Origin of the sequence: Micromonospora sp. WMMD1274 (genome assembly GCF_049179035.1) — a bacterium.
In the GTDB taxonomy this organism is placed as follows: domain Bacteria; phylum Actinomycetota; class Actinomycetes; order Mycobacteriales; family Micromonosporaceae; genus Micromonospora; species Micromonospora tulbaghiae.
Genome location: NZ_JBMHMG010000001.1, coordinates 2,081,547 through 2,102,417 on the forward strand (window position 1 = coordinate 2,081,547; position 20,871 = coordinate 2,102,417).

At 73.4% G+C, this 20,871-nt stretch carries 18 protein-coding genes; 5 read left to right on the forward strand and 13 right to left on the reverse strand.

Translation table 11 applies throughout. The features are described from left to right. Positions 1-2 precede the first annotated feature (2 nt). From ACN27D_RS09415 to ACN27D_RS09425, 3 genes are all read right to left on the reverse strand, one after another. Positions 3-917 carry a CDP-alcohol phosphatidyltransferase family protein gene (locus ACN27D_RS09415; RefSeq protein WP_120573156.1) on the reverse strand — a complete coding sequence of 305 codons (915 nt, stop codon included), beginning with the start codon at positions 915-917 and terminating at the stop codon, positions 3-5. A 345-nt stretch (positions 918-1,262) separates the two neighbouring features. Further along, a complete protein-coding gene (locus ACN27D_RS09420) occupies positions 1,263-2,195 on the reverse strand; it encodes an NUDIX hydrolase (RefSeq protein WP_421498929.1) in 933 nt (310 codons plus the stop codon). Positions 2,196-2,296: 101 nt separating this feature from the next. After that, positions 2,297-3,244, reverse strand: a complete 948-nt coding sequence (locus ACN27D_RS09425) for an NUDIX hydrolase (protein ID WP_120573154.1) — start codon at positions 3,242-3,244, stop codon at positions 2,297-2,299. Positions 3,245-3,388: 144 nt separating this feature from the next. Between ACN27D_RS09425 and ACN27D_RS09430 the strand changes: the two genes are divergently transcribed. Next, the gene (locus ACN27D_RS09430) at positions 3,389-3,754 is read left to right on the forward strand and encodes a PspC domain-containing protein (RefSeq protein ID WP_121682926.1); all 366 of its coding nucleotides are present in this window, start codon (positions 3,389-3,391) and stop codon (positions 3,752-3,754) included. A gap of 6 nt (positions 3,755-3,760) precedes the next feature. Here ACN27D_RS09430 and guaA read toward each other — a convergent pair whose 3' ends face one another. Further along, positions 3,761-5,317, reverse strand: a complete 1,557-nt coding sequence (guaA, locus tag ACN27D_RS09435; protein ID WP_358175484.1) for a glutamine-hydrolyzing GMP synthase — start codon at positions 5,315-5,317, stop codon at positions 3,761-3,763. Between the two features lie 163 nt (positions 5,318-5,480). On the opposite strand from guaA, the gene ACN27D_RS09440 reads away from it, so the two are divergent. Continuing rightward, positions 5,481-5,939, forward strand: coding sequence for a GNAT family N-acetyltransferase (locus ACN27D_RS09440; RefSeq protein WP_120573151.1), 459 nt, complete (start codon positions 5,481-5,483; stop codon positions 5,937-5,939). Here the strand turns inward: ACN27D_RS09440 and ACN27D_RS09445 are convergent. Continuing rightward, positions 5,936-7,621 (reverse strand): FAD-dependent oxidoreductase, encoded by a 1,686-nt coding sequence (locus tag ACN27D_RS09445; RefSeq protein ID WP_421498930.1) that lies wholly within the window; start codon positions 7,619-7,621, stop codon positions 5,936-5,938. The two genes, ACN27D_RS09440 and ACN27D_RS09445, sit on opposite strands and share 4 nt — an antisense overlap. A 139-nt stretch (positions 7,622-7,760) precedes the next feature. Between ACN27D_RS09445 and ACN27D_RS09450 the strand changes: the two genes are divergently transcribed. Then, positions 7,761-8,861 carry an LCP family protein gene (locus tag ACN27D_RS09450; protein WP_421498931.1) on the forward strand — a complete coding sequence of 367 codons (1,101 nt, stop codon included), beginning with the start codon at positions 7,761-7,763 and terminating at the stop codon, positions 8,859-8,861. Between the two features lie 3 nt (positions 8,862-8,864). On the opposite strand, the gene ACN27D_RS09455 is transcribed toward ACN27D_RS09450, so the two are convergent. The 4 genes from ACN27D_RS09455 to guaB all read right to left on the reverse strand — a co-directional run bounded on the left by ACN27D_RS09455 (position 8,865) and on the right by guaB (position 14,635). Next, positions 8,865-10,322, reverse strand: coding sequence for a M1 family metallopeptidase (locus tag ACN27D_RS09455; protein ID WP_121683701.1), 1,458 nt, complete (start codon positions 10,320-10,322; stop codon positions 8,865-8,867). An 88-nt stretch (positions 10,323-10,410) separates the two neighbouring features. Next, positions 10,411-11,805 carry a M1 family metallopeptidase gene (locus ACN27D_RS09460; protein ID WP_421498932.1) on the reverse strand — a complete coding sequence of 465 codons (1,395 nt, stop codon included), beginning with the start codon at positions 11,803-11,805 and terminating at the stop codon, positions 10,411-10,413. A 118-nt stretch (positions 11,806-11,923) separates the two neighbouring features. Then, positions 11,924-13,042 carry a GuaB3 family IMP dehydrogenase-related protein gene (locus ACN27D_RS09465; protein WP_013288539.1) on the reverse strand — a complete coding sequence of 373 codons (1,119 nt, stop codon included), beginning with the start codon at positions 13,040-13,042 and terminating at the stop codon, positions 11,924-11,926. Between the two features lie 30 nt (positions 13,043-13,072). Further along, on the reverse strand, positions 13,073-14,635 hold the full coding sequence (guaB, locus tag ACN27D_RS09470; RefSeq protein WP_421498933.1) for an IMP dehydrogenase: 1,563 nt from the start codon (positions 14,633-14,635) through the stop codon (positions 13,073-13,075). Between the two features lie 197 nt (positions 14,636-14,832). Here guaB and ACN27D_RS09475 point away from each other — a divergent pair, with 197 nt between their 5' ends. Beyond that, on the forward strand, positions 14,833-15,237 hold the full coding sequence (locus ACN27D_RS09475) for a DUF5319 domain-containing protein (RefSeq protein WP_194801374.1): 405 nt from the start codon (positions 14,833-14,835) through the stop codon (positions 15,235-15,237). A gap of 12 nt (positions 15,238-15,249) precedes the next feature. Here ACN27D_RS09475 and ACN27D_RS09480 read toward each other — a convergent pair whose 3' ends face one another. After that, positions 15,250-16,068: a response regulator transcription factor gene (locus ACN27D_RS09480; protein WP_421498934.1), complete on the reverse strand. Its 819-nt coding sequence runs from the start codon at positions 16,066-16,068 to the stop codon at positions 15,250-15,252. Between the two features lie 252 nt (positions 16,069-16,320). On the opposite strand from ACN27D_RS09480, the gene ACN27D_RS09485 reads away from it, so the two are divergent. Continuing rightward, complete coding sequence (locus tag ACN27D_RS09485) at positions 16,321-16,704, forward strand: WhiB family transcriptional regulator (protein WP_120574131.1); 384 nt, start codon at positions 16,321-16,323, stop codon at positions 16,702-16,704. A gap of 170 nt (positions 16,705-16,874) precedes the next feature. Here ACN27D_RS09485 and ACN27D_RS09490 read toward each other — a convergent pair whose 3' ends face one another. The 3 genes from ACN27D_RS09490 to groES all read right to left on the reverse strand — a co-directional run bounded on the left by ACN27D_RS09490 (position 16,875) and on the right by groES (position 20,640). Next, positions 16,875-18,485: a sulfite oxidase gene (locus ACN27D_RS09490; RefSeq protein ID WP_421498935.1), complete on the reverse strand. Its 1,611-nt coding sequence runs from the start codon at positions 18,483-18,485 to the stop codon at positions 16,875-16,877. Between the two features lie 123 nt (positions 18,486-18,608). Then, complete coding sequence (gene groL, locus ACN27D_RS09495; RefSeq protein WP_421498936.1) at positions 18,609-20,255, reverse strand: chaperonin GroEL; 1,647 nt, start codon at positions 20,253-20,255, stop codon at positions 18,609-18,611. A gap of 70 nt (positions 20,256-20,325) precedes the next feature. Continuing rightward, positions 20,326-20,640, reverse strand: a complete 315-nt coding sequence (groES, locus tag ACN27D_RS09500) for a co-chaperone GroES (protein WP_018222648.1) — start codon at positions 20,638-20,640, stop codon at positions 20,326-20,328. Positions 20,641-20,871: the final 231 nt, after the last annotated feature.

Genomic DNA, 20,871 nt, shown 5'->3' on the forward strand with positions numbered 1-20,871 from the left:
GATCAGGCGGTACGGCGCTGGTGCAGCCAGAGCAGCGGCCCGCTGACCAGGTAGCCCACCACCACGAGGGCGAACGTGAGCCGGATGTCGACGAGCGCGCCGACCACCGGGGCCAGCCAGAGCCACGGCGGCAGCTTCAGCAGCCGGGCGAGCTTCGCGTACGGGAAGCTGGACACCATGGCGAAGGCGAGCAGCGCGACGCCGGCCACCATGACCAGGCCGGGAACCGGCACGCCGATGGCCACGGTCAGTGCGAGCACCGCTGCCGCCATGGTGGTCGGCACGCCGCAGAAGAAGCGGCCGTCCTTCGGCGAGACGTTGAAGCGGGCGAGCCGGACCGCCGCGCAGGCGGCGACGAGCGCGCAGGACACCGCGGCGGCCGCCGGGGGCGCCGAACCGGCGAGCGAGGCGTAGACCACGACCGGCGCGGCGAGGCCGAACGAGCACATGTCGGCGAGCGAGTCCATCTGCGCGCCGAACGGGCTGGCCACACCGAGCTTGCGGGCCAGCGCGCCGTCGAGGCCGTCGAACGCGACGCACGCGATCAGGCAGATCGCGGCGATCTGCACGTCACCGCGCATGGCCAGGAAGATGGCCAGCATGCCGAGCATGAGGCTGCTCAGCGTGCACGCGTTGACGAGCGCGAACTTGGCCCGGCGGGCGGCGGTGCGCTCACCCGGCAGGAGCGGGATCGACATCGCCGGGGACTCGTCGTCGACCGGGGCGGCCGGGGCGAGTGCCGGGCTGATCGGGCGTACCGCCTCGATGTCGGTGTCGAGCCGGCCGTAGCGGAGGCGCTGGCGGTCGGCGTAACGGTGGTCGGGGGTGACCAGGTCGGTCCCCGAGACGGTCGCGCCGTCCCGGCGGCCCACCCGGACCAGCAGCACCTGGCGGGCGAACGTACTGCTGCGGCGCAACCTGCCCGCCCAGCGACGCCCTGCGGGGCGCGGACTGTCAGTCGTACGACGCCGGCGCCATGGGGCTCTCGGCACGTTTCCTCCATCACCGGATCGGCTGGCCGCCCACTGCGGGGCGGGTGTCCGGCTGTCTCGTGCCGGACCTTTCGGGTCCGGCAGCCCTTTTGCGGAGTACACCATTGCACAGGGGACTGGGGCTTGGCGATAGCTGCCGGCGGTACTTATATCTCCCTTAACCGCGCGAACCGCCCACTCATTCCCATCTCGGGCCTCAACGCCCGTTTTTGTCGGTCAGCCGTACTTCCGACTGTACCGGAGGCCACCCAGGGCGGCTCGGCGAGCGATTCAGGTCACCCGCTGCCCGGTGGCCCGGGCCGCCACGTCGGTCATCGACAGACCGGTGACCTGCTCCGGGGCGAACCAGGCGGCCCGCGCGGTCGAGCCGCCGGCCAGCTCGGTCACCACCGCGTCGGTCGGCGCGTCCACGCGTACCCGGTAGATCACCCGGACGCCGTGCCAGTCCAGCGGGCGGCCCTCCGGGCCGAGCGCGGCCGGGTTGTGCAGGTTGTCCACGGCGATCAGGTCGACCACCCGACCCAGCTGCCCGGCCTCCTCGACCAGCTCACGCAGCAGCCCGGCGGCGGGCTGCTCGCCGTGGTCGGTGCCGCCCCCGGGCAGGTGCCAGCGGCCCGCGCCCGGATAGCCGTCGGCGATCATGGTGAGCAGCACCCGGTCGGCAGGGTCGGTGACCAGCCCGTACGCGGCGAAGCGCTGCCGGCGGTCGACTGCCGGTCCGGTCGGCTCGGCGGGTAGAGCCCGGGGCAGATCGGCCGGCAGCGGGGTCACCGGCAGGCCGAGCAGCTCGGCGGTGAACGGCATCAGCGGCCGGGCCGCCGCCTCTTCGGGCGTGCACCACGCCACCTCGTCGCTGCCGCCGGCCGGTTCGGGTCGCAGCCGCCCGCCGCGCGCCTCCACGTCGAAGATCAGCCGGTCGGTGTGCAGCGCGACCCCCAGGTCGGCGAACGCGGCCACGTCGGCCACCGCGGCCCGGATCGCGCCGGGCACGACGGTCAGGCCGGTCTCCTCGGCGAACTCGCGGACCACGGTGTCGGCCGGGTGCTCCGCGTGCTCGACGCTGCCACCGGGCAACTGCCACACCCCCGGGTACGGGCACTTCGCCGAGCCACGCGCCAGCAACACCCGCCCCTCGGAGTCCCGCAGCACCCTCCCCCGCCCGCGCGCCCCCGCGCACTCCCCGCGCCCCACTCCGTCGATCATGAGGTTAGCGGTACCGAGGCGGACATTTCGCGCCGTCAACTTCATGATCGCCGGGGTGGGCGCCGGGGTGGGGCGCACGGGGGCGGGGCGCCGGGGTGGGGTTAGAGGAGGTGGGCGGCCTGGACTGCTTCGGCTGTCACCTCGGTGAGGCGGTCGGTGGGGAGGGCGCCGAGTTCCTCGCGACGGAACCAGCGGGCCTCGCAGGTGGAGCCGCCGATGTCGGCCACGGTGGGCGGCGCGGGCTGGTCGACCACCACCCGGTAGAAGGCGCGTACGCCGTGCCAGTCGATCGGGTAGCCCTCCGGGCCGAGCGAGGCGGCGTCCCGGTGGCTGGCCACCCCCAGCAACTCGACGAGGCGGCCGGTCTGGCCGGTCTCCTCGACCAGCTCCCGGATCAGCGCCGCGCCCGGCTGCTCGCCGTAGTCGGTGCCGCCGCCGGGCAGGTGCCAGCAGCCGGCGCCCGGGTAGCCGTCGGAGACCCGGGTCAGCAGCACGCGCTCCTCCGGGTCGGTCACCACCGCGTACGCGGCGAAGCGCTGCGCCCGGTGCAGCCCGTCCGGGCCGGGGACGGCGTAGAACGAGGGGAACTCGGGCACCTCCTCCGGCACGATGTCGTCGGTGGAGGTGGGCAGGCCCAGGGCACGCGCGGTGAACGACCGCAGCGGCAGCTCCCGGGCCTCGTCGAGGGTGAACCAGCGGGCCAGGTCGGTCGGGCGGTCGACCCGCTCGGTGAGCGTCCCGCCGCGGACCGACACGGTGTAGAGCAGCCGGTCGGTGTGGATCGTGATGCGCCGCTCGGGCAGCGCCCGCATGTCGGCGAGCACGTCCTGGAGGCCGGCGACCGCCACCGAGAGCCCGGTCTCGGCCGCGGTCTCCCGTACGACCGTGTGTTTGGGGTCCTCACCGTGGTCGACCGCTCCTCCGGGGAGCGACCAGGTGCCGGGGGTGCCGGAGCGCTCCGATGCGCGGACCAGCAACACTCGGCCGTTTGAATCAGCACAAACTGCGTATGCCGCGATCCTGCGGAGCGGCTCCAGCGAGGTGGTCACGGGAGCAAATTCTCCCCGGACCGGGTTACCGAGATCGAAAAGAGTCAGATTCCTGACTCTTGGCTGGCGCCTCAGGGATGGGTCAGGGTAAGTGTCCGGGCGGTCACCGAGGTCGGCCGCCGCAGCCCGCGGGACCGTTGACCCATGACCTTCCCGAACCCCTCCCAGGCCCCGTACAAGCAGCTCCGCCGGCCGGTCAGCGACCGCATGATCGCCGGTGTGGCGAGCGGCCTCGGCCGCTACTTCGCCGCCGACCCCACGCTGATCCGGGTGGTCTTCGCGACCGCCACGGTGCTCACCGGCGGGCTCGCCGCGCTCGCGTACCCGATCATGTGGTTCCTGATGCCCGAGGAGCCGGCCGGCGCGCCCGCCTGGCCGCACCCGCCGGGCACCGCGCCGGGCTGGCCGCCGGTCCCGCCGGCCGCACCGGTCCCGCCGGCCACGCCGCAGCCCGGGGCCGGACCGCAGACGCCGCCGCGGCCGGACGCCGGAGCGCCGCCCGCGGCCTGAGCGGCGTCACTCCCACTCGATGGTGCCCGGCGGCTTGCTCGTCACGTCCAGGACCACGCGGTTGACCTCGGCGACCTCGTTGGTGATCCGGGTGGAGATCCGGGCCACCACGTCGTAGGGCAGCCGGGACCAGTCGGCGGTCATCGCGTCCTCGCTGGAGACCGGGCGCAGCACCACCGGGTGACCGTAGGTGCGCCCGTCGCCCTGCACCCCGACGCTGCGCACGTCGGCCAGCAGCACCACCGGGAACTGCCAGACGCCCCGGTCCAGGCCGGCGGTGGTCAGCTCCTGCCGGGCGATCAGGTCGGCCTTGCGGAGCACGGCGAGGCGCTCCTCGTCGACCGCGCCGATGATCCGGATGGCCAGGCCCGGGCCGGGGAACGGGTGCCGCCACACCATCGCCTCGGGCAGTCCCAGCTCCAGGCCGATCGTGCGGACCTCGTCCTTGAACAGCGTGCGCAGCGGCTCGACCAGCGAGAACTTGAGATCCTCGGGCAGACCGCCGACGTTGTGGTGGCTCTTGATGTTGGCGGTGCCGGTGCCGCCGCCGGACTCGACCACGTCCGGGTAGAGCGTGCCCTGCACCAGGTATTCCACGTCGCCGTGCGCGGCGATCTCCCGGGCGGCGGCCTCGAAGACGCGGATGAACTCCCGGCCGATGATCTTGCGCTTCTGCTCCGGGTCGGTCACCCCGGCGAGCGCGCCGAGGAACCGCTCCCGGGCGTCGACCACCTTGAGCTTGATGCCGGTCGCCGCGACGTAGTCCTTCTCGACCTGCTCGGCCTCACCGGCCCGCAGCAGGCCGTGGTCCACGAACACGCAGGTGAGCTGGTCGCCCACGGCGCGGTGCACGAGCGCCGCGGCGACCGCCGAGTCGACGCCGCCGGAGAGGCCGCAGATGACCTCCTTGTCGCCGATCTGCTCACGGATCCGGGCGACCTGCTCGTCGATGATGTTCGACGGCGTCCAGGTCGGTTCGATGCCGGCGATGTCGTACAGGAAGCGGGTGAGCATCTCCTGGCCGTGCGCGGTGTGCCCCACCTCGGGGTGGAACTGCACGCCGGCCCGCCGCCCGGCCACGTCCTCGAACGCGGCGACCGGGGCGCCCGCCGACTCGGCGGTGACGGTGAAGCCGTCCGGGGCCTCGGTGACGCAGTCGCCGTGGCTCATCCAGACCGGCAGGTCGGCCGGCAGGTCGCGCAGCAGCACGCCGGGCTCGGTCAGGCGCGGGCGCAGCGGGGTGCCGCCGTACTCGCGGTTGCCGGTGCGCGCGACGGTGCCGCCGAGCGCCTGGGCCATGGCCTGGAAGCCGTAGCAGATGCCGAAGACCGGCACCCCGGCGTCGAACATCCCGGCGTCGATCTGCGGCGCGTCGGGCGCGTAGACGCTGGACGGGCCGCCGGACAGGATGATCGCGGCCGGGTCCTTGGCCAGCATCTCGGACACCGGCAGGGAATGCGGGACGATCTCCGAGTAGACCTTCGCCTCGCGGACACGGCGCGCGATGAGCTGGGCGTACTGGGCTCCGAAGTCCACCACGAGGACGGGGCGAGGCGTGCTCATGTGCGCAAAGCCTACCGACAGTCACCGGCCGCGCGGACGCGCCCCGGAGTTCCCGCGTGGCGTGGCGCCGAGGACACCGCTACGCCCGGGATGTCCGCCGGGATCCCCGCCCGCCACCTGACCCGGTAGCGTCCCGCCGACCAGGGCGACGGGAGACACGACGATGGCCGGGGTGACGATCCGCGACTTCCGCCCGGACGACGGCGAGGCGCTGTCGGCGCTCGTCGTCCGCTGCCTGCGCGAGGTGAACAGCCGCGACTACCCGGCCGAGCTGATCGACCGGATGTGCGCGCACTTCTCCCCCGACCGGTTCCGCCGCCTCGGCGTCGAGCGACACGTCTACGTGGCGGAGCGGGCCGGACGGGTCGTCGGCACTGTGTCGCGCGACGGCAACAAGGTCTACACGATGTTCGTCGATCCCGACGCGCACGGCGGCGGCGTCGGCCGCCTGCTGATGCGGCACGTCGAGGACCTGGCCCGGGCCGAGGGCCACGACGTCATGGAGACCGGCGCGAGCATCACCGGGCACGGGTTCTACCGGCGCATCGGCTACCACGACGTACGCGTGAGCGACACCGAGTTCGGCGTCAACCACATCCTGCGGCGATCGTTGCGGCCCTAGGGGCGCAACGCGGCGGGGGCGTGCGCGGGGACGGCCGGCCGCCGCGGCGGGACCGGCTCGACCCGGTTGTACGCCGACCCGAGCGCCGGGCGCGGGTCCGCCTCGCCCTTGTTCGGCCAGTACGACATGGCCCGCTCGGCCTGGGCGGTGATCGTCAGCGACGGGTTGACGCCCAGGTTCGCCGAGACCGCCGCGCCGTCCACCACGTGCAGCCCCGGATGCCCGTACACCCGGTGCCAGGGGTCGATGACGCCCGCGTCCGGGGTGGCGCCGATGACCGCGCCGCCGAGGATGTGCGCGGTCACCGGGATGTTGAACGGTTCGGTGACCGCCCCGCCGGGGGTGCCGCCGATCTCCTCGGCGAGCAGCCGGGCCGCCGTGTTGCCGGCCGGGATCCAGGTCGGGTTGGGCGCGCCGTGGCCGGGGCCGGAGACCAGCCGGCCCTTGCGGTAGCGGGTGGTCAGCGAGTTGTCGACCGACTGCATGACGAGCGCGATCACGGTGCGCTCGGACCAGCGGCGTACCGACAGCATCCGAGCCGCCAGCGCGGGCTGCCGGACGATGCTGCCCAGCCAGCGCCGGACCCGGCGGGGACCGCCGTCGACGAGCAGCGACTGGAGCAGGCCCATCGCGTTGGAGCCCTTGCCGTAGCGGACCGGCTCGATGTGGGTCTGCGGGTCGGGGTGGAACGAGCTGGTGATCGCCACCCCCTCGGTGAAGTCGAGGCCGCGCCGGCGGGCCGCGCCGGGTGCCACCGAGGCGCCGAGGATGGCCTCGGAGTTGGTGCGGGTCAGCTCGCCCAGCCGGGGCGAGAGCGCCGGCAGCGCGCCGGTCGCCTTCATCTCGTGCAGCAGCCGCTGGGTGCCGAGCGCGCCGGCCGCGAAGACCACCTGGTCGGCGTGGATCACCTCGCGCCGCTTGCGCAGCCAGGCGCCGGTGCGCTCGGTGTGCACGGCGTAGCCGCCGGCCGGGTCGGGGCGTACGGCGGTCACAGTGGTCAGCGGGTGCACCTGCACACCGAGCCGCTCGGCCAGCCAGAGGTAGTTCTTCACGAGCGTGTTCTTGGCGCCGTGCCGGCAGCCGGTCATGCACGACCCGCAGTGGCTGCACCCGGTGCGGTCCGGCCCGGCCCCGCCGAAGTACGGGTCGGCCACCCGCTCGCCGGGGCGCCCGATGTGCACCCCGACCGGCGTCGGGTGGTAGGTGTGCGCCACCCCCATCCGCTCGGCCACCGCGCGCACGGCCTGGTCCGCGCGGGTGTCGATCGGGTACGTGGTGACGCCGAGCATCCGCTTCGCCTGGTCGTAGTGGCGGGCCAGCTCGTCGCGCCAGTCGGTGATGTCCCGCCACTGCGGGTCGGCGTAGAACGCGTCGAGCGGCTCGTAGAGCGTGTTCGCGTAGACGAGCGAGCCGCCGCCCACACCGGCGCCGGAGAGCACCAGCACGCCGCCGCCGGCCTTGCGGTCGGCCGAGCGCAGCAGCGTGATCCGCTGGAGCCCGAAGCAGCCGAGCCGGGGCGCCCAGAGGAACCGTCGCGCCCGCCAGGACGTACGCGGGAACTCGTCGTCGGCGAAGCGCCGGCCGGCCTCCAGCACGCCGACCGAGTAACCCTTCTCGGCCAGCCGCAGCGCGGTGACGCTGCCGCCGAACCCGGACCCGATGACGACCACGTCGTAGCGCATTGACGCATCATTACCGACGAGTAGCTATAGCGCCAACGAGGCTTTTTCGCACATCATGCAGAGCGCTCGATCGCCGGGATTCCCGCCGCTGCAACCCGTGGGCCGCCCTGGCGCGTCGAATCCACGGGGAGGAACGAACGTGACGAGACGACGCCTGCTGGGCCTGGCCGCACTGGTGGCGGCGCTGCTGGTGACCACCGGAGCGGTGGTGACCACCCGGCTGGTGGCGAACCGCCCGGCCGCCCCGGTCGCCGGCCCGACCACCGCACCCCCGGCCTCGCCCACGCCCGCCCCGACCACCGCCAGCCCAACGCCGCCGCCCGGCGCCGACCTGAAGGGCCCGCTCAACCTGCTGCTCGTCGGCGTGGACACCCGGGTCAGCATCCCCGGCTGGGAGCCGCACGCCGACGCCGTGCTGCTGCTGCACGTACCGGCCGGGCTGGACCGGGCGTACCTGTTCTCGCTCCCCCGCGACCTGGTGGTGGACATCCCCGCCTACCCGAAGGCCCGTTACCCGGGCGGGCGGACCAAGCTCACCCACGCGATGAGCTACGGCAGCCGGGTGCCGGGCGACAAGCGCAACCCCAGCACCGCCCAGGGGTACGAGCTGCTGCGCACCACCGTCTCCCGCTACACCGGGCTGCGCATCGACGCCGGGGCGGTGATCACGTTCGGCGGCTTCGACAAGCTGGTGGACACGCTCGGCGGGGTGGACCTCTACGTCGACCAGCGGGTCGAGTCCCGGCACCGCCGCCCGGACGGCACCATGCGGACCCTGACCGGCGGCGGGTACGTCGGGCCGCAGATGGTCTACGAGAAGGGCACCCGGCACCTGACCGGCTGGCAGGCGCTCGACTACGCGCGGCAGCGCTACACCGCGGGCGGCGACTACACCCGGCAGCGGCACCAGCAGCAACTGCTCCGGGCACTGGCCCGCAAGATCCTCGACCAGGGCACCGCCCGCGACCCGCAGCGGGTCGAGCAGGTGGTGGCCGCGCTGGGCAAGACCCTGGTGTACGCCGGGGGCGGCCGGAAGCTCATCGACTTCGCGTACGTCCTGGGTGGCCTGCCGGCCGACCGGCTCACGCTCGTCGTGCTGCCCGGCGCCGGGGTGAGCAGCGGCGGCGCCTACCGGGGTGAACAGCTCAAGCCGCTCGGCCGCGACTTCCTCACCGCGCTGCGCGGCGGGCGGGCCGACGCGTTCCTGGCCGCCCACCCGTCGCTGCGCGTCAAGAACTGACGCCTACAGCGGCTTCGGGGCGGGCGGGCGCTCGGTGCCGTACAGCCACGGGTCGAAGACCTTCGCCAGCTTCTTGCCGGTGATCCGCTCGGCCAGCGCCACGAAGTCGGCGGTGGTGGCGTTGCCGTTCTTCCGCTCCGCGGCCCAGGTGCGCAGGATGGTGAAGAACGCGGTGTCGCCCACCGCCACCCGCAGCGCGTGCACAGTCATCCCGCCCCGGTCGTAGACCGAGCGGCTGAACAGGTTCGCCACGCCCGGCTTGCCCGGCGGCGTACGCCACACCTGCCCGCCGGCGTTCGCGTACTTCTGCTCGAACGTGCGCTGCACCGTGGTCGAGCCGCTGTGCTCCGCCCACAGCCACTCGGCGTACGTGGCCAGCCCTTCGTTGAGCCAGATGTCCTGCCAGCGCTGGATCGACACGCTGTTGCCGTACCACTGGTGGGCCAGCTCGTGCGCGACCACGCCGGTGTTGTCGCCCTGCTGGAAGAAGCTCGCCGAGTAGACCGGGCGGCTCTGCGTCTCCAGCGCGTACCGGATCCGGTCGTCGGCGATCACCACGCCGCCGTACGCGTCGAACGGGTACGGCCCGAAGACGCTCTCCAGGTAGTCGGCGACCTCGACCGTGCGCGCGAGGGACCGGTCCGGCGCGCCCTGCGCCACCTGGGTGGTGACCGCGCTGTAGACCGGCCGTCCCTTGTGCTCCCCGGTGGTGACCCGGAACTTCCCGATCGCCACGGTGGTCAGGTAACTGGCCGTCGGCGCGGTCTCCGACCACTTCCAGGTGGTCCAGGCGCCGCTCGTCGACCTACCCTTCGGCACACCGTTGGAGACCGCCGTCAGCCCCTTGGGGACGGTGATCTCCATGTCGTAGGTGGCCTTGTCCGACGGGTGGTCGTTGACCGGGAACCAGGTGCTCGCCGACTCCGGCTGACCGAGCGCGATCGCCCCGTCGGTCGTGTGCAGCCAGCCGCCCTCGCCCAGCGCCTCGTTCCGCAGCGGCTCCGGCCGGCCGTCGTACCGGATCTCGGCGGTGAAGCCGTTGCCGGAGGTCAGCCCGATGGCCGGGGTGATCACCAGCTCGTCGTCGGTGCGGCTGTGCCGGGCGGCGGCACCGTCCACTGTGACCGACCGGACGGTCAGCCCGGCCAGGTCCAGGTTGAACGCGGACAGGTCGGCGGTTGCGGTGGCCCGCAGCGTGGTGGTGCCGCTGAGCTTGTCGGTCTCCGGGTCGTAGCGCACCTTGACCGTGTAGTGCGCGACGTCGTACCCGCCGTTGCCGTAGCGCGGGAAGTACGGATCGCCGGCGCCGGCCGCGCCCGGTGCGAAGCTGCGCGAGGTCGCCGGCGCCGGGCCGGCCGGGGTCGACGGACCCGGGTCCGGCTCGGCCGAACCGCAGCCGGCCACCAGCAGCGTGCCGCAGGTCAGCAACCCGATCCGTCGTCGTGCGCCGCGCCGCGTCATCGCTTCGATCCCTCCCGGGGCCGTTCGGCGGCCCCCGCCCACGGGCCGCTCCGACGCGGCAGCCTACCCAGCGGCGGTCACGCGTGCGTCACGGCAGTCCCGGCGGCGTGCCGCCGACCAGCCAGGCGTCCAGCAGCGCCCGCAGCGGCCGCCCCGACGTGCGTTCGGCGTACCCGACGAAATCGGCGGTGGTGACGTTGCCGTCGCGGTGCTGCGCCAGCCAGCCGCGCAGCACGCGGTGGAACGTCTCGTCGCCCACCGCGCGGCGCAGCGCGTGCACCGCGAGCGCGCCCCGCTGGTAGACCGCGTCACCGAACATCCCGGCCCGGCCCGGGTCGACAGTGGGCTTCGACCAGTCGGTGTCCGCGTACCGTTGCGCGACGGTCTGCGCCACCGTGCGCCCGCCGTCGTGCTCGGCCCAGAGCCATTCGGCGTACGTGGCGAAGCCCTCGTTGAGCCAGATGTCGCTCCACCGGGCCACCGAGACGCTGTCGCCGAACCACTGGTGCGCCAGCTCGTGCGCGACCACCTCGGTGTTCGGCCGGCCGTCGCGGAAGAACGCCGGCCCGTAGACCGGACGGCTCTGCGTCTCCAGCGCGTACCGGATGCGTTCGTCGGCGACCACCACGCCGCCGTACGCCTCGAACGGGTACGGCCCGAAGTGCCCGGCCAGGAAGTCGGCGACCTCGCCGGTGCGGGCCACCGACGCGGCGGCCGGCCCGTCCGCGGGCAGCGCCGCGGCGACGGCGGTGACGATGGGCTTGCCGGCGTGGGTGCCGCTGCTGACCCGGTAGTCGCCGATCACCAGCGTGCTCAGGTAGCTGGCCATCGGTGCGCGCTCGGACCAGCGCCAGGTGGTCCAGCCGCCGCTGGACGTCCGGCCCTCCGGCGCGCCGTTGGACAGCGCGGCGAGCCCGTCCGGCACGGTGACCGCGAGGTCGTAGGTGGCCTTGTCCGACGGGTGGTCGTTCACCGGATACCACGTGCTGGCCGACTCCGGCTGGCCGAGCGCTATCGCACCGTCCGCAGTGGCGTGGAAACCGCCGTCGCCCAGTTCGGCGTTCGGCAGCGGCTGCGGCACCCCGCCGTACGCGACCTCGACGGTGAACCGCTTCCCCGACGGCAGCCCGCGCGGCGGCGTGACGATCAGCTCGGCGCCGTCGTGGCGGTGCTTCGCCGCCTCCCCGTCCACCCGCACCCGCTCGACGTCCAGCCCGGCCAGGTCGAGCTGGAACCGGGACAGCGCCCGGGTGGCGGTGACGGTCAGCTTTGCGGTGCCGGTGAGCCGGTCGCTCGCCGGGTCGTAGCGCACGTCCAGCGCGTAGTGGCCCACGTCGTAGCCGCCGTTGCCGGCTCCCGGCACGTACGGGTCACCGGCGTCCGCCGCGCCCGGCCGGAACCCGCGCTCGTCGCCGCCGGTGCAGCCGCCCAGCGCGAGCGCCGCCGCCACCAGCCCTGCCGCCCAGACCCGCCCCCGTCTCACCCGGCGAGCCTAGACGCGCGACGGCGCGGGCGGGGCCGGAACACGTCCGGGCCGCCGCCCGCGCCGTCGTGCGGTACTCAGCCGATACTCAGCGGTGCTCAGCGATACTCAGCGGTGCTCAGCGGTCGAGGACCAGTCCGACCTTCTGGAACTCCTTGAGGTCGCGGTAGCCGCACTTGGCCATCGCGCGGCGCAGGCCACCGAAGAGGTTGAGCTGGCCGTCCGGCTCGTCGGCCGGGCCGAACAGCAGCTTCTCCATCGAGCCGAGCGGCTCGCCGGCCACCTCGAACGCGCCCCGGGGCAGCGACGGGTGGCTGGCCGCCGAGTGCCACCAGGCGCCACCGGCCGGGGCCTCCTCGCAGAGCGACAGCGGCTCGCCGAGCATCACCGCGTCCGCGCCGCAGCCGAGCGCCTTGGCGATGTCGCCGGAGGTCTGCATGTCGCCGTCGGCGATCAGGTGCACGTACCGGCCGCCGGTCTCGTCCAGGTAGTCGCGGCGGGCCGCGGCGGCGTCGGCGATGGCGGTGGCCATCGGCACCCGGATGCCGAGCACCGACTCGGTGGTCGACCAGTCGTCGCCGCCGATGCCCACGATCACGCCGGCCGCGCCGGTACGCATCAGGTGCAGCGCGGTCTTGTAGTCGGTGCAGCCACCCACGACGACCGGCAGGTCCAGGTCGGCGATGAACTCCTTGAGGTTCAGCGGCTCGTCGGTGGTCGAGACGTGCTCGGCCGAGACGAGCGTGCCCTGGATGACCAGGATGTCCACGCCGGCGTCGAGGATCACCGGGGCCAGCGCCAGGGTGTGCTGCGGGGAGACCCGCACCGCCACCGTGCCGCCGCCCTCGCGCAGCTCACGGACCCGCTCGGCGATCAGGTCGGGCCGGATCGGCTCGGCGTAGACCTCCTGGAGGCGCTTGGTCGCCCGCGCGTCCTCGCCGAGACCGGCCAGCTCCTCCAGGATCTTGGCCGGGTTCTCGTACCGGGTCCAGAGGCCCTCGACGTTGAGCACGCCGAGGCCGCCGAGCTGGCCGAGCCGGACCGCCGAGGCGGGGCTCATGGTCGCGTCCGAGGGGTGCGCGACGCACGGGATGCCGAACTGGTACGCGTCGAGCTGCCACGCGGTGGAGACGTCGTCGACGTCCCGGGTGCGGCGGCTCGGCACGATGGCGATGTCGTCCAGGTGGTAGCCGCGCTGCGCGGTCTTGCCCAGCCCGATCTCGACCACGTCACGCATGGGGGACTCCAGGTGGTTGGGGGTGGTGGGTCAGCGGGAGTGGTAGTTGGGCGCCTCGACGGTCATCTGGATGTCGTGCGGGTGGCTCTCCTTGAGCCCGGCCGCGGTGATCCGGATGAGCTGGCCACGCCGGTGCAGCTCCGGGATGCTCTCCGCGCCCACGTACCCCATCGCGGCGCGCAGCCCGCCGATGAGCTGGTGGGCGACGGCGGACAGCGGCCCCCGGTAGGGCACCTGACCCTCGACGCCCTCCGGGACCAGCTTGTCCTCGGCGAGCACGTCCTGCTGGAAGTAGCGGTCCTTGGAGTAGGACTTGCCCTGGCCGCGCGACTGCATCGCGCCGAGCGAGCCCATCCCCCGGTACGCCTTGTACTGCTTGCCGTTGATGAAGATCAGCTCACCGGGGCTCTCCTCGCAGCCGGCGAGCAGGCTGCCGAGCATCACCGTGTCGGCGCCGGCCACCAGGGCCTTGGCGATGTCGCCGGAGTATTGAATGCCGCCGTCGCCGATCACCGGCACGCCGGCCGGGCGGGCGGCGCGGGCCGCCTCCATGATCGCGGTGATCTGCGGTACGCCGACCCCGGCCACGATCCGGGTGGTGCAGATGGCGCCCGGTCCGACGCCCACCTTCACGCCGTCCGCGCCGGCCTCGACGAGCGCCTTCGCGCCCGCGTACGTGGCGATGTTGCCGCCCACGATGTCGATGCTGACGTCCCGCTTGAGCCGGGCCACCATCTCCAGTACGGCCCGCTGGTGGCCGTGTGCGGTGTCCACGATGACGACGTCCACGCCGGCGTCGACGAGCGCGCGGGCCCGCTTGTAGCCGTCCTCGCCCACGCCGACCGCGGCGGCGACCCGGAGCCGGCCCGCGTCGTCCTTGGTGGCGTTCGGGTACTGCTCGCTCTTGGTGAAGTCCTTGACCGTGATCAGGCCGCGCAGCTTGCCGCCCGCGTCCACGATCGGCAGCTTCTCGATCTTGTGCTGGCGCAGCAGGCCGAGCGCGTCGTCCTTGCTCACGCCGACCGGGGCGGTGATCAGCGGGGTGCGGGTCATGATCTCGCGCACCGGCGTGGCCGGGTCGGAGACGAACCGCATGTCGCGGTTGGTGACGATGCCGACGAGCTGGCCCTGCCCGTCCACCACCGGCACGCCGGAGATGCGGTAGCGCCCGCAGAGCGCGTCGACCTCGCGCAGCGTGTCGTCCGGGCTGGCGGTCACCGGGTTGGTGATCATGCCGGACTCGGAGCGCTTCACCAGGTCGACCTGGAGCGCCTGGTCCTCGACGGAGAGGTTGCGGTGCAGCACGCCGATGCCGCCCTGGCGGGCCATCGCGATCGCCATCCGCGCCTCGGTGACCGTGTCCATCGCGCTCGACAGCAGCGGCACGGTCAGCTCGATGTTGCGGGTGAGGCGGGTGCGGGTGTTGACGCGGCTGGGCACGACGTCCGACTCGCCCGGCTGGAGCAGTACGTCGTCGAAGGTCAGCCCGAGCGGCACCACCCGGGCCGAACCGGCCGGCAGCTCGGGCAGATGGCCACCCAGCTCCCCGCCGTCGGCGCCGGCCGGGATCTCGGTGCTGGGCGAATTCTCCACGATTGCTCCCCTGAGCTGGTCGAACGGGCTGCAGCGAGGCGGCGCGCGGGGGCACCGGCAGGCGCCGGGTGACGGCGCGTCGCCTCATCGTACCCACCTACCCGTCCCGGCCCGGGCAGCGGCGGGCCCGAGGGTAGGCAGGGCCACAGCACGGGCTGGGGCGGGCTTTCCGGCGGCTCGGGGTCTACGGTGAGGGGGTGCACGACGAGCCCATCGACCCGTTCAACGGCGACCCGGCCGATCCGGCTGCCGGCCTGCACGATCCCGGCGACGACGACGCGCTCGACCCGCTGACCGAGGTCGAGCGCCAGGACGTCCTGGAGGATCTCGCCGATCTGGAGATCTACCAGGCGCTGCTCCAGCCGATCGGCGTGCGCGGCCTGGTGATCGAGTGCGAGGACTGCCGCGAGCCGCACTACTTCGACTGGGATCTGCTGCGCGGCAACCTGCGCCACCTGCTCAACTCGGGGCGTCCCCGGGTGCACGAGCCGGCCTACGACCCGGACCCGGACCACTACGTGAGCTGGGACTACGCCCGCGGGTACGCCGACGGTGTGCACGACACGCTCACCGAGGGCACCGACGACTCCGCGCAGGAGTGACAGCCGGGCGAGTCAGGCGACCAGGCCCGCCCGGAACCCGGCCGCGACGGCGTGCGCCCGGTCGCGCGCGCCGAGCTTGCGGAACAGCCGCCGGGCGTGCGTCTTGACCGTGTCCTCGGAGACGAACAGCTCCCGCCCGATCTCCGCGTTGCTCTTGCCCTCGGCCATGCCGAGCAGCACCTGAAGCTCCCGCTCGGTCAGTCCGATCGCGCTGCGCGGCGTCCGCGCCGGTCGCTGGACCGCACCGGCCCGGGGCGCCTCCGCGCCGTCGGCCGCCGCCGGGTCGTCCGGGTCCTCGCCCCGTTGCACCGGCACCACCGTGGGCAGGCCCGCGGCGTCCACCGGGGCCGTCGCCGGCCAGCCGGGCCCACCCTGGGTACGCCCCGGCGCCGCCGACCGGGTCGGCCCGCCCACCGCCGCCGCGTCCCGGGCGGTGTCCGCCACCCGGTGCCTGTTGCTCCGGCCGGGGGCGGAGAGCAGCAGCAGCGCCTTGGCGACCGCGCTGGTCAGGTCGTGGTCGGCGTTCTGGATCAGTCCGCGCGCCCCGGCGCTGATGGTGGCCGCCGCCGACTCCGACTCCTCGGCGCCGAGGAGCAGCACCGCCGCCTGCGGGGCGCGGGCGAGCACCCGCCGGACGAAGCCGGCGCTGTCCGGGCGGGTCAGGGCGGTGTCGGCGAGCACCACGTCCACCGGACGCTCGGCGAGCCGCAACATCACCTCCGGATCGGAGACGGCCGTCCGGACGACGCCGGACAGCCCGAGCCGCGCCGCCGCGGAGGTCAGATGCTGGGCCGCCAATGGTGTCCGAACGCACACAAGAACACTACGCACGGTGGTCTCCTCTCCGACTCAGAGCAGACCATGCGGAGGTGGGGTCGGGAGGGGGTTCCGGGCAATCATCCGAACTTTTCCGACAGATGGGGCATATGCCGCCGAGTGTCCGAGGTTTTCGATCACAGATGTGTGAGGCGCGGACCGCTCGGGTACCGAGGGGTTCATCCGGAACCGGCATCCCGCGCGGACCGCCGCCCGGTAGCTGGCAACGAACATTCTCCGCGGTGCCGCGCGGGAGGAGGGGTGCTGATGTCGAACGTACGTAGGCTGCCTGGACCGATCGACGAGCTCTGGGACTGGCAGCGGCTCGGAGCCTGCCGTGGCCGCGACAGCGCGCAGTTCTTCCACCCGGACGGCGAGCGCGGCTCCTCCCGGCTGCGCCGCGAAACCGGCGCCAAGTCGGTCTGCCGCGCCTGCCCGGTACGCGCCGAGTGCGCCGCGCACGCGCTCTCCGTGCGCGAGCCGTACGGCGTCTGGGGCGGGTTCAGCGAGTCCGAGCGGCTGCGGCTGCTCGCGCTCGGCTGGGAGGACCTGGCCGACCGCCGGCAGACCCGGGTGGACATCGCCCGCCTGGAGGCGCGCCTCGGCCGCCCGCACAACACCGCCGTGCCGGACCAGCGCAAGGTCGCCTGACCGGCTCCACGACCCCCGACGCCGCGCCCCGGACCCCGGGGCGCGGCGTCGTGTCGTCCCGGCCCGGCCCTCGCGTGATCAACACCAGTTCGGCGAAGTGGCCATATCGCGGAACCTCTGATGCCACCACTTCGGGGAGCTGGTGTTGATCTTTCGGGGTGGGGCGGTCGTCAGGTGACCGTGACCCGCACTGTGTGCCAGCCGGTCGCGCCGTCGGGGGCTACCGGGGCGCGCTGTTCCGTCTGGGTCTCGCCCGCCGTGTCGGTCGCCCGGACCTGGAGCGTGTGCTCGCCCGGCGTCGCGTCCCACCGCCAGGACCACTGCACCCAGGTGTCAGCCGACACCGCCGGGGCGAGCGTCGCCTCCTGCCACGGGCCGCCGTCGGCGCGTACCTCGACGCGGCGGATGCCACGGTGCTGCGCCCACGCCACACCCGCCACCGTCACCGGGCCGGCGGCTGGGCGGCTGCGGGGCCGGGGCGTGTCGATCCGGGACTGCGTCTTGATCGGGCCCTGCGCGGACCAGCCGCGCGGCACCCAGTACGCGTCGAAGTCGGCGAAACTGGTCAGCTCCAGCTCGGTGAGCCACTTGCAGGCCGACACGTACCCGTAGAGGCCGGGCACCACCATCCGCACCGGGAAACCGTGTTCGATCGGCAGCGGTTCGCCGTTCATGCCGACCGCGAGCAGCGCGTCCCGCCCGTCGCGCAGCACCGACGTCGGCGTCCCGCAGGTCCAGCCGTCCACCGCGCGGCCGACCACCTGGTCCGCGCCGTCGAGCGGGCCGGCCTCGTCGAGCAGCTCCTTGATCGGCACGCCGAGCCAGCGCGCGTTGCCGATCAGGTCGCCGCCCACCTCGTTGGAGACGCAGGCGAGCGTCACGTACCGCTCGACCATCGGACGGGCCAGCAGGTCGTCGAAGCTCAGCTCGATCGGGTTGCGCACCCGCCCGTGGATACGCAGCCGCCAGGTGGCCGGATCGACCTGCGGCACCACGAGCGCGGTGTCGATCCGGTAGAACTCCCGGTTCGGTGTGACGTACGGCGCGAGCCGGGGCAGCGACAGGTCCGCTCCGGCCGGCACCTGCGGTGCGGGGGCGGCCGGGGCGGGCAGCGTCACCGCCTCCCGGGCCGCCGACACGCCGCGACGGCCGGCCAGCCAGTGCCCGCCCAGCCCGGCCACCGCCGCCGCGCCGGTGAGCAGCCCGGCGCCACGCAGGAACCGCCGCCGCGACTCCGCGTCGTCGTGCCGGACCGGCTCCCAGCCGCCGGGGGTCTCCCCCTCGCGGGCGAGCGCGGCGACCGCCGGGGGCGGCGCGGAGGACGGCGTGGCGCGGGGTGCCGGATCGGCGCTCAGCGGTCCGGCCACGAAGGCCCAGAGCGTCAGCGCGCCGAGTCCGCCGCCGACCAGGGCGGGCAGCCCGTCGAACGCGTTCGCGCCGGCCCGGGTCAGCGCGGCGGCCACGCCGAGCACCGTGAACGCGGCGACCCCGGCCAGGCCGAGCACCAGCCGCCGGGCCGCCGCCAGGCCGAGCAGCGCCCCGAAGGCGGCCAGCAGCAGCGCGGTCCCCACCAGCAGGGCGATCTTGTCGTACGTGCCGAAGACGTCGATGGCGAACTGCTTGAGCGGCTCGGGGACCAGGTCGACGACGAGTCCGCCGACGGCGACGAGCGGAGCGGACCGGGGACCGGTCAGGACCGCCACGGGTTCGGCGGTGCCGAGGGCCACCACGGTGGCGACGACACCGGCCGTCGCCGCGCGGCGGCGGGAGAGGGTGCTCACGGCGTCCAGTCTGGTCGACCCGCCGGGCCGGCTGCCAATGTCGTCAGCGTTCCGTAAGCAGATACGCGTCAGGGCACACCACCGGGTCGGCGGTGTGCCCTGACGTCGGGCGTGCTCCTCGGGTCAGAAGCCCGGGCCGTGCTGGTGGCCGTGACCGTGCGAGTGGCCGTGCCCACCGGCGGCGGCCGGCTCCGGCTCGGCCGGCTTCTCCACCACGAGGCTCTCGGTGGTGAGCAGCAGGCCGGCGATCGAGGCGGCGTTGCTGACCGCGTTGCGGGTCACCTTCACCGGGTCGATGATGCCGGACTTGGCCAGGTCGACGTACTCGCCGGTGGCGGCGTCGAGGCCGTTGCCCCAGTCCTGGCCGACGACCTTCTCCACCACCACGTAGCCGTCGTGGCCGGCGTTCTGCGCGATCCAGCGCAGCGGCTCGACGAGCGCCTTGCGCACGATCGAGACGCCGACCTTCTCGTCACCGGTGAAGCCCAGGTCGTCGTCGAGCACCGGCAGGATCTGGGCCAGGGCGGCGCCGCCACCCGGGACCGTACCCTCCTCGACCGCGGCCTTGGTCGCGGCGATGGCGTCCTCGATGCGGTGCTTGCGCTCCTTCATCTCGACCTCGGTGGCCGCGCCGACCTTGATCACGGCGATGCCGCCGGAGAGCTTCGCCAGCCGCTCGGCCAGCTTCTCCCGGTCCCACTCGGAGTCGGAGGCCTCGATCTCCTTGCGGATCTGCGCGACCCGGTCGGCGACCTCGGAGGCCTGCCCGCCACCGTCGACGACGGTGGTGTTCTCCTTGTCGACCACGACGCGGCGGGCGGTGCCGAGCACCTCCAGGCCGACCTGGTCGAGCTTGTAGCCCAGCTCCGGGGCGACCAGCTCGGCGCCGGTCAGGATCGCCATGTCCTGGAGCATCGCCTTGCGGCGGTCGCCGAACCCGGGGGCCTTGACGGCGCAGACCTTGACGGTCTTGCGCAGCGCGTTGACCACGAGCGTGGACAGGGCCTGGCCCTCGACGTCCTCGGCGACGATGAGCAGCGGCTTGTTGTTCTGGAGGACCTTCTCCAGCAGCGGCAGCAGCTCCTCGATCGCCGAGATCTTCTGGGTGGTGATCAGGATGTACGGGTCCTCCAGGACCGCCTCCTGCGCCTCCAGGTCGGTGACGAAGTTCGGCGAGATGAAGCCCTTGTCGAACTGCAGACCCTCGGTCACCTCCAGCTCGGTGACGAGCGCGGAGCCCTCCTCGACGGTGATGACGCCGTCGCGGCCGACCTTCTCCATCGCCTCGGCGATCAGCTCGCCAATCGCGGCGTCCTGCGCGGAGACGGTCGCGACGTGCGCGATCGACTCCTTGCCGGCGACCTCGACGGCCTTGCCGAGCAGCGCCTCGGAGACCTTGGCGGCCGCCGCGTCGATGCCCCGCTTCAGGCCGGTCGGGTTGGTGCCGGCGGCCACGTTGCGCAGGCCCTCACGGACCATGGCCTGGGCCAGCACGGTGGCGGTGGTGGTCCCGTCGCCGGCGACGTCGTTGGTCTTGGTCGCCACCTCCTTGACCAGCTGCGCGCCGAGGTTCTCGTACGGGTTGGTGAGCTCGATCTCCTTGGCGATGGTCACGCCGTCGTTGGTGATCGTGGGCGCACCGAACTTCTTGTCCAGGACGACGTTGCGCCCGCGCGGGCCGAGGGTGACCTTCACCGCGTCCGCGAGGGCGTTGACACCGTGCTCCAGCAGGTGCCGGGCGTCGTCCGAGAAGCTGAGGATCTTCGCCATCAGTATCCCTTCGAAGCGACGTTGCCCCGGCCCGGCGAGCCGGACCGGGGCAACGACACTGATCGGTTGCTTACTTCTCGATGACCGCGAGGACGTCGCGGGCGGAGAGCACCAGGTACTCCTCGCCGGCGTACTTGACCTCGGTGCCGCCGTACTTCGAGTAGAGGACGGTGTCGCCGACCTTCACGTCGATCGGCACGCGGTTGCCCTTGTCGTCGATCCGGCCCGGGCCGACAGCGAGGACGGTGCCCTCCTGCGGCTTCTCCTTGGCGGTGTCGGGGATCACGATGCCCGAGGCGGTGGTGGTCTCGGCCTCGTTCGCCTGGACCACGATGCGGTCCTCGAGCGGCTTGATCGCAACCTTGGTCGCGGTAGTCACGGGCATACCCTCCCGGGTACTTGGTGTCGTTGCCGGCCGGCATGCCGACCAGCGTCAATCTGCCACATGCCACCGGGCGGGGCCGTCGTCGCGGGTGCCGGTCCGCCTGGCGCTCAACCCCCGGGCACGAGGCTCGGGTGTTGGCACCCTCAGGGTGAGAGTGCTAATCGCAGGTTATTCCTCGGCTAGCACTCCGTCAAGGAGAGTGCCAACGCGTCGCCCTCCGTTTCGCGCCGG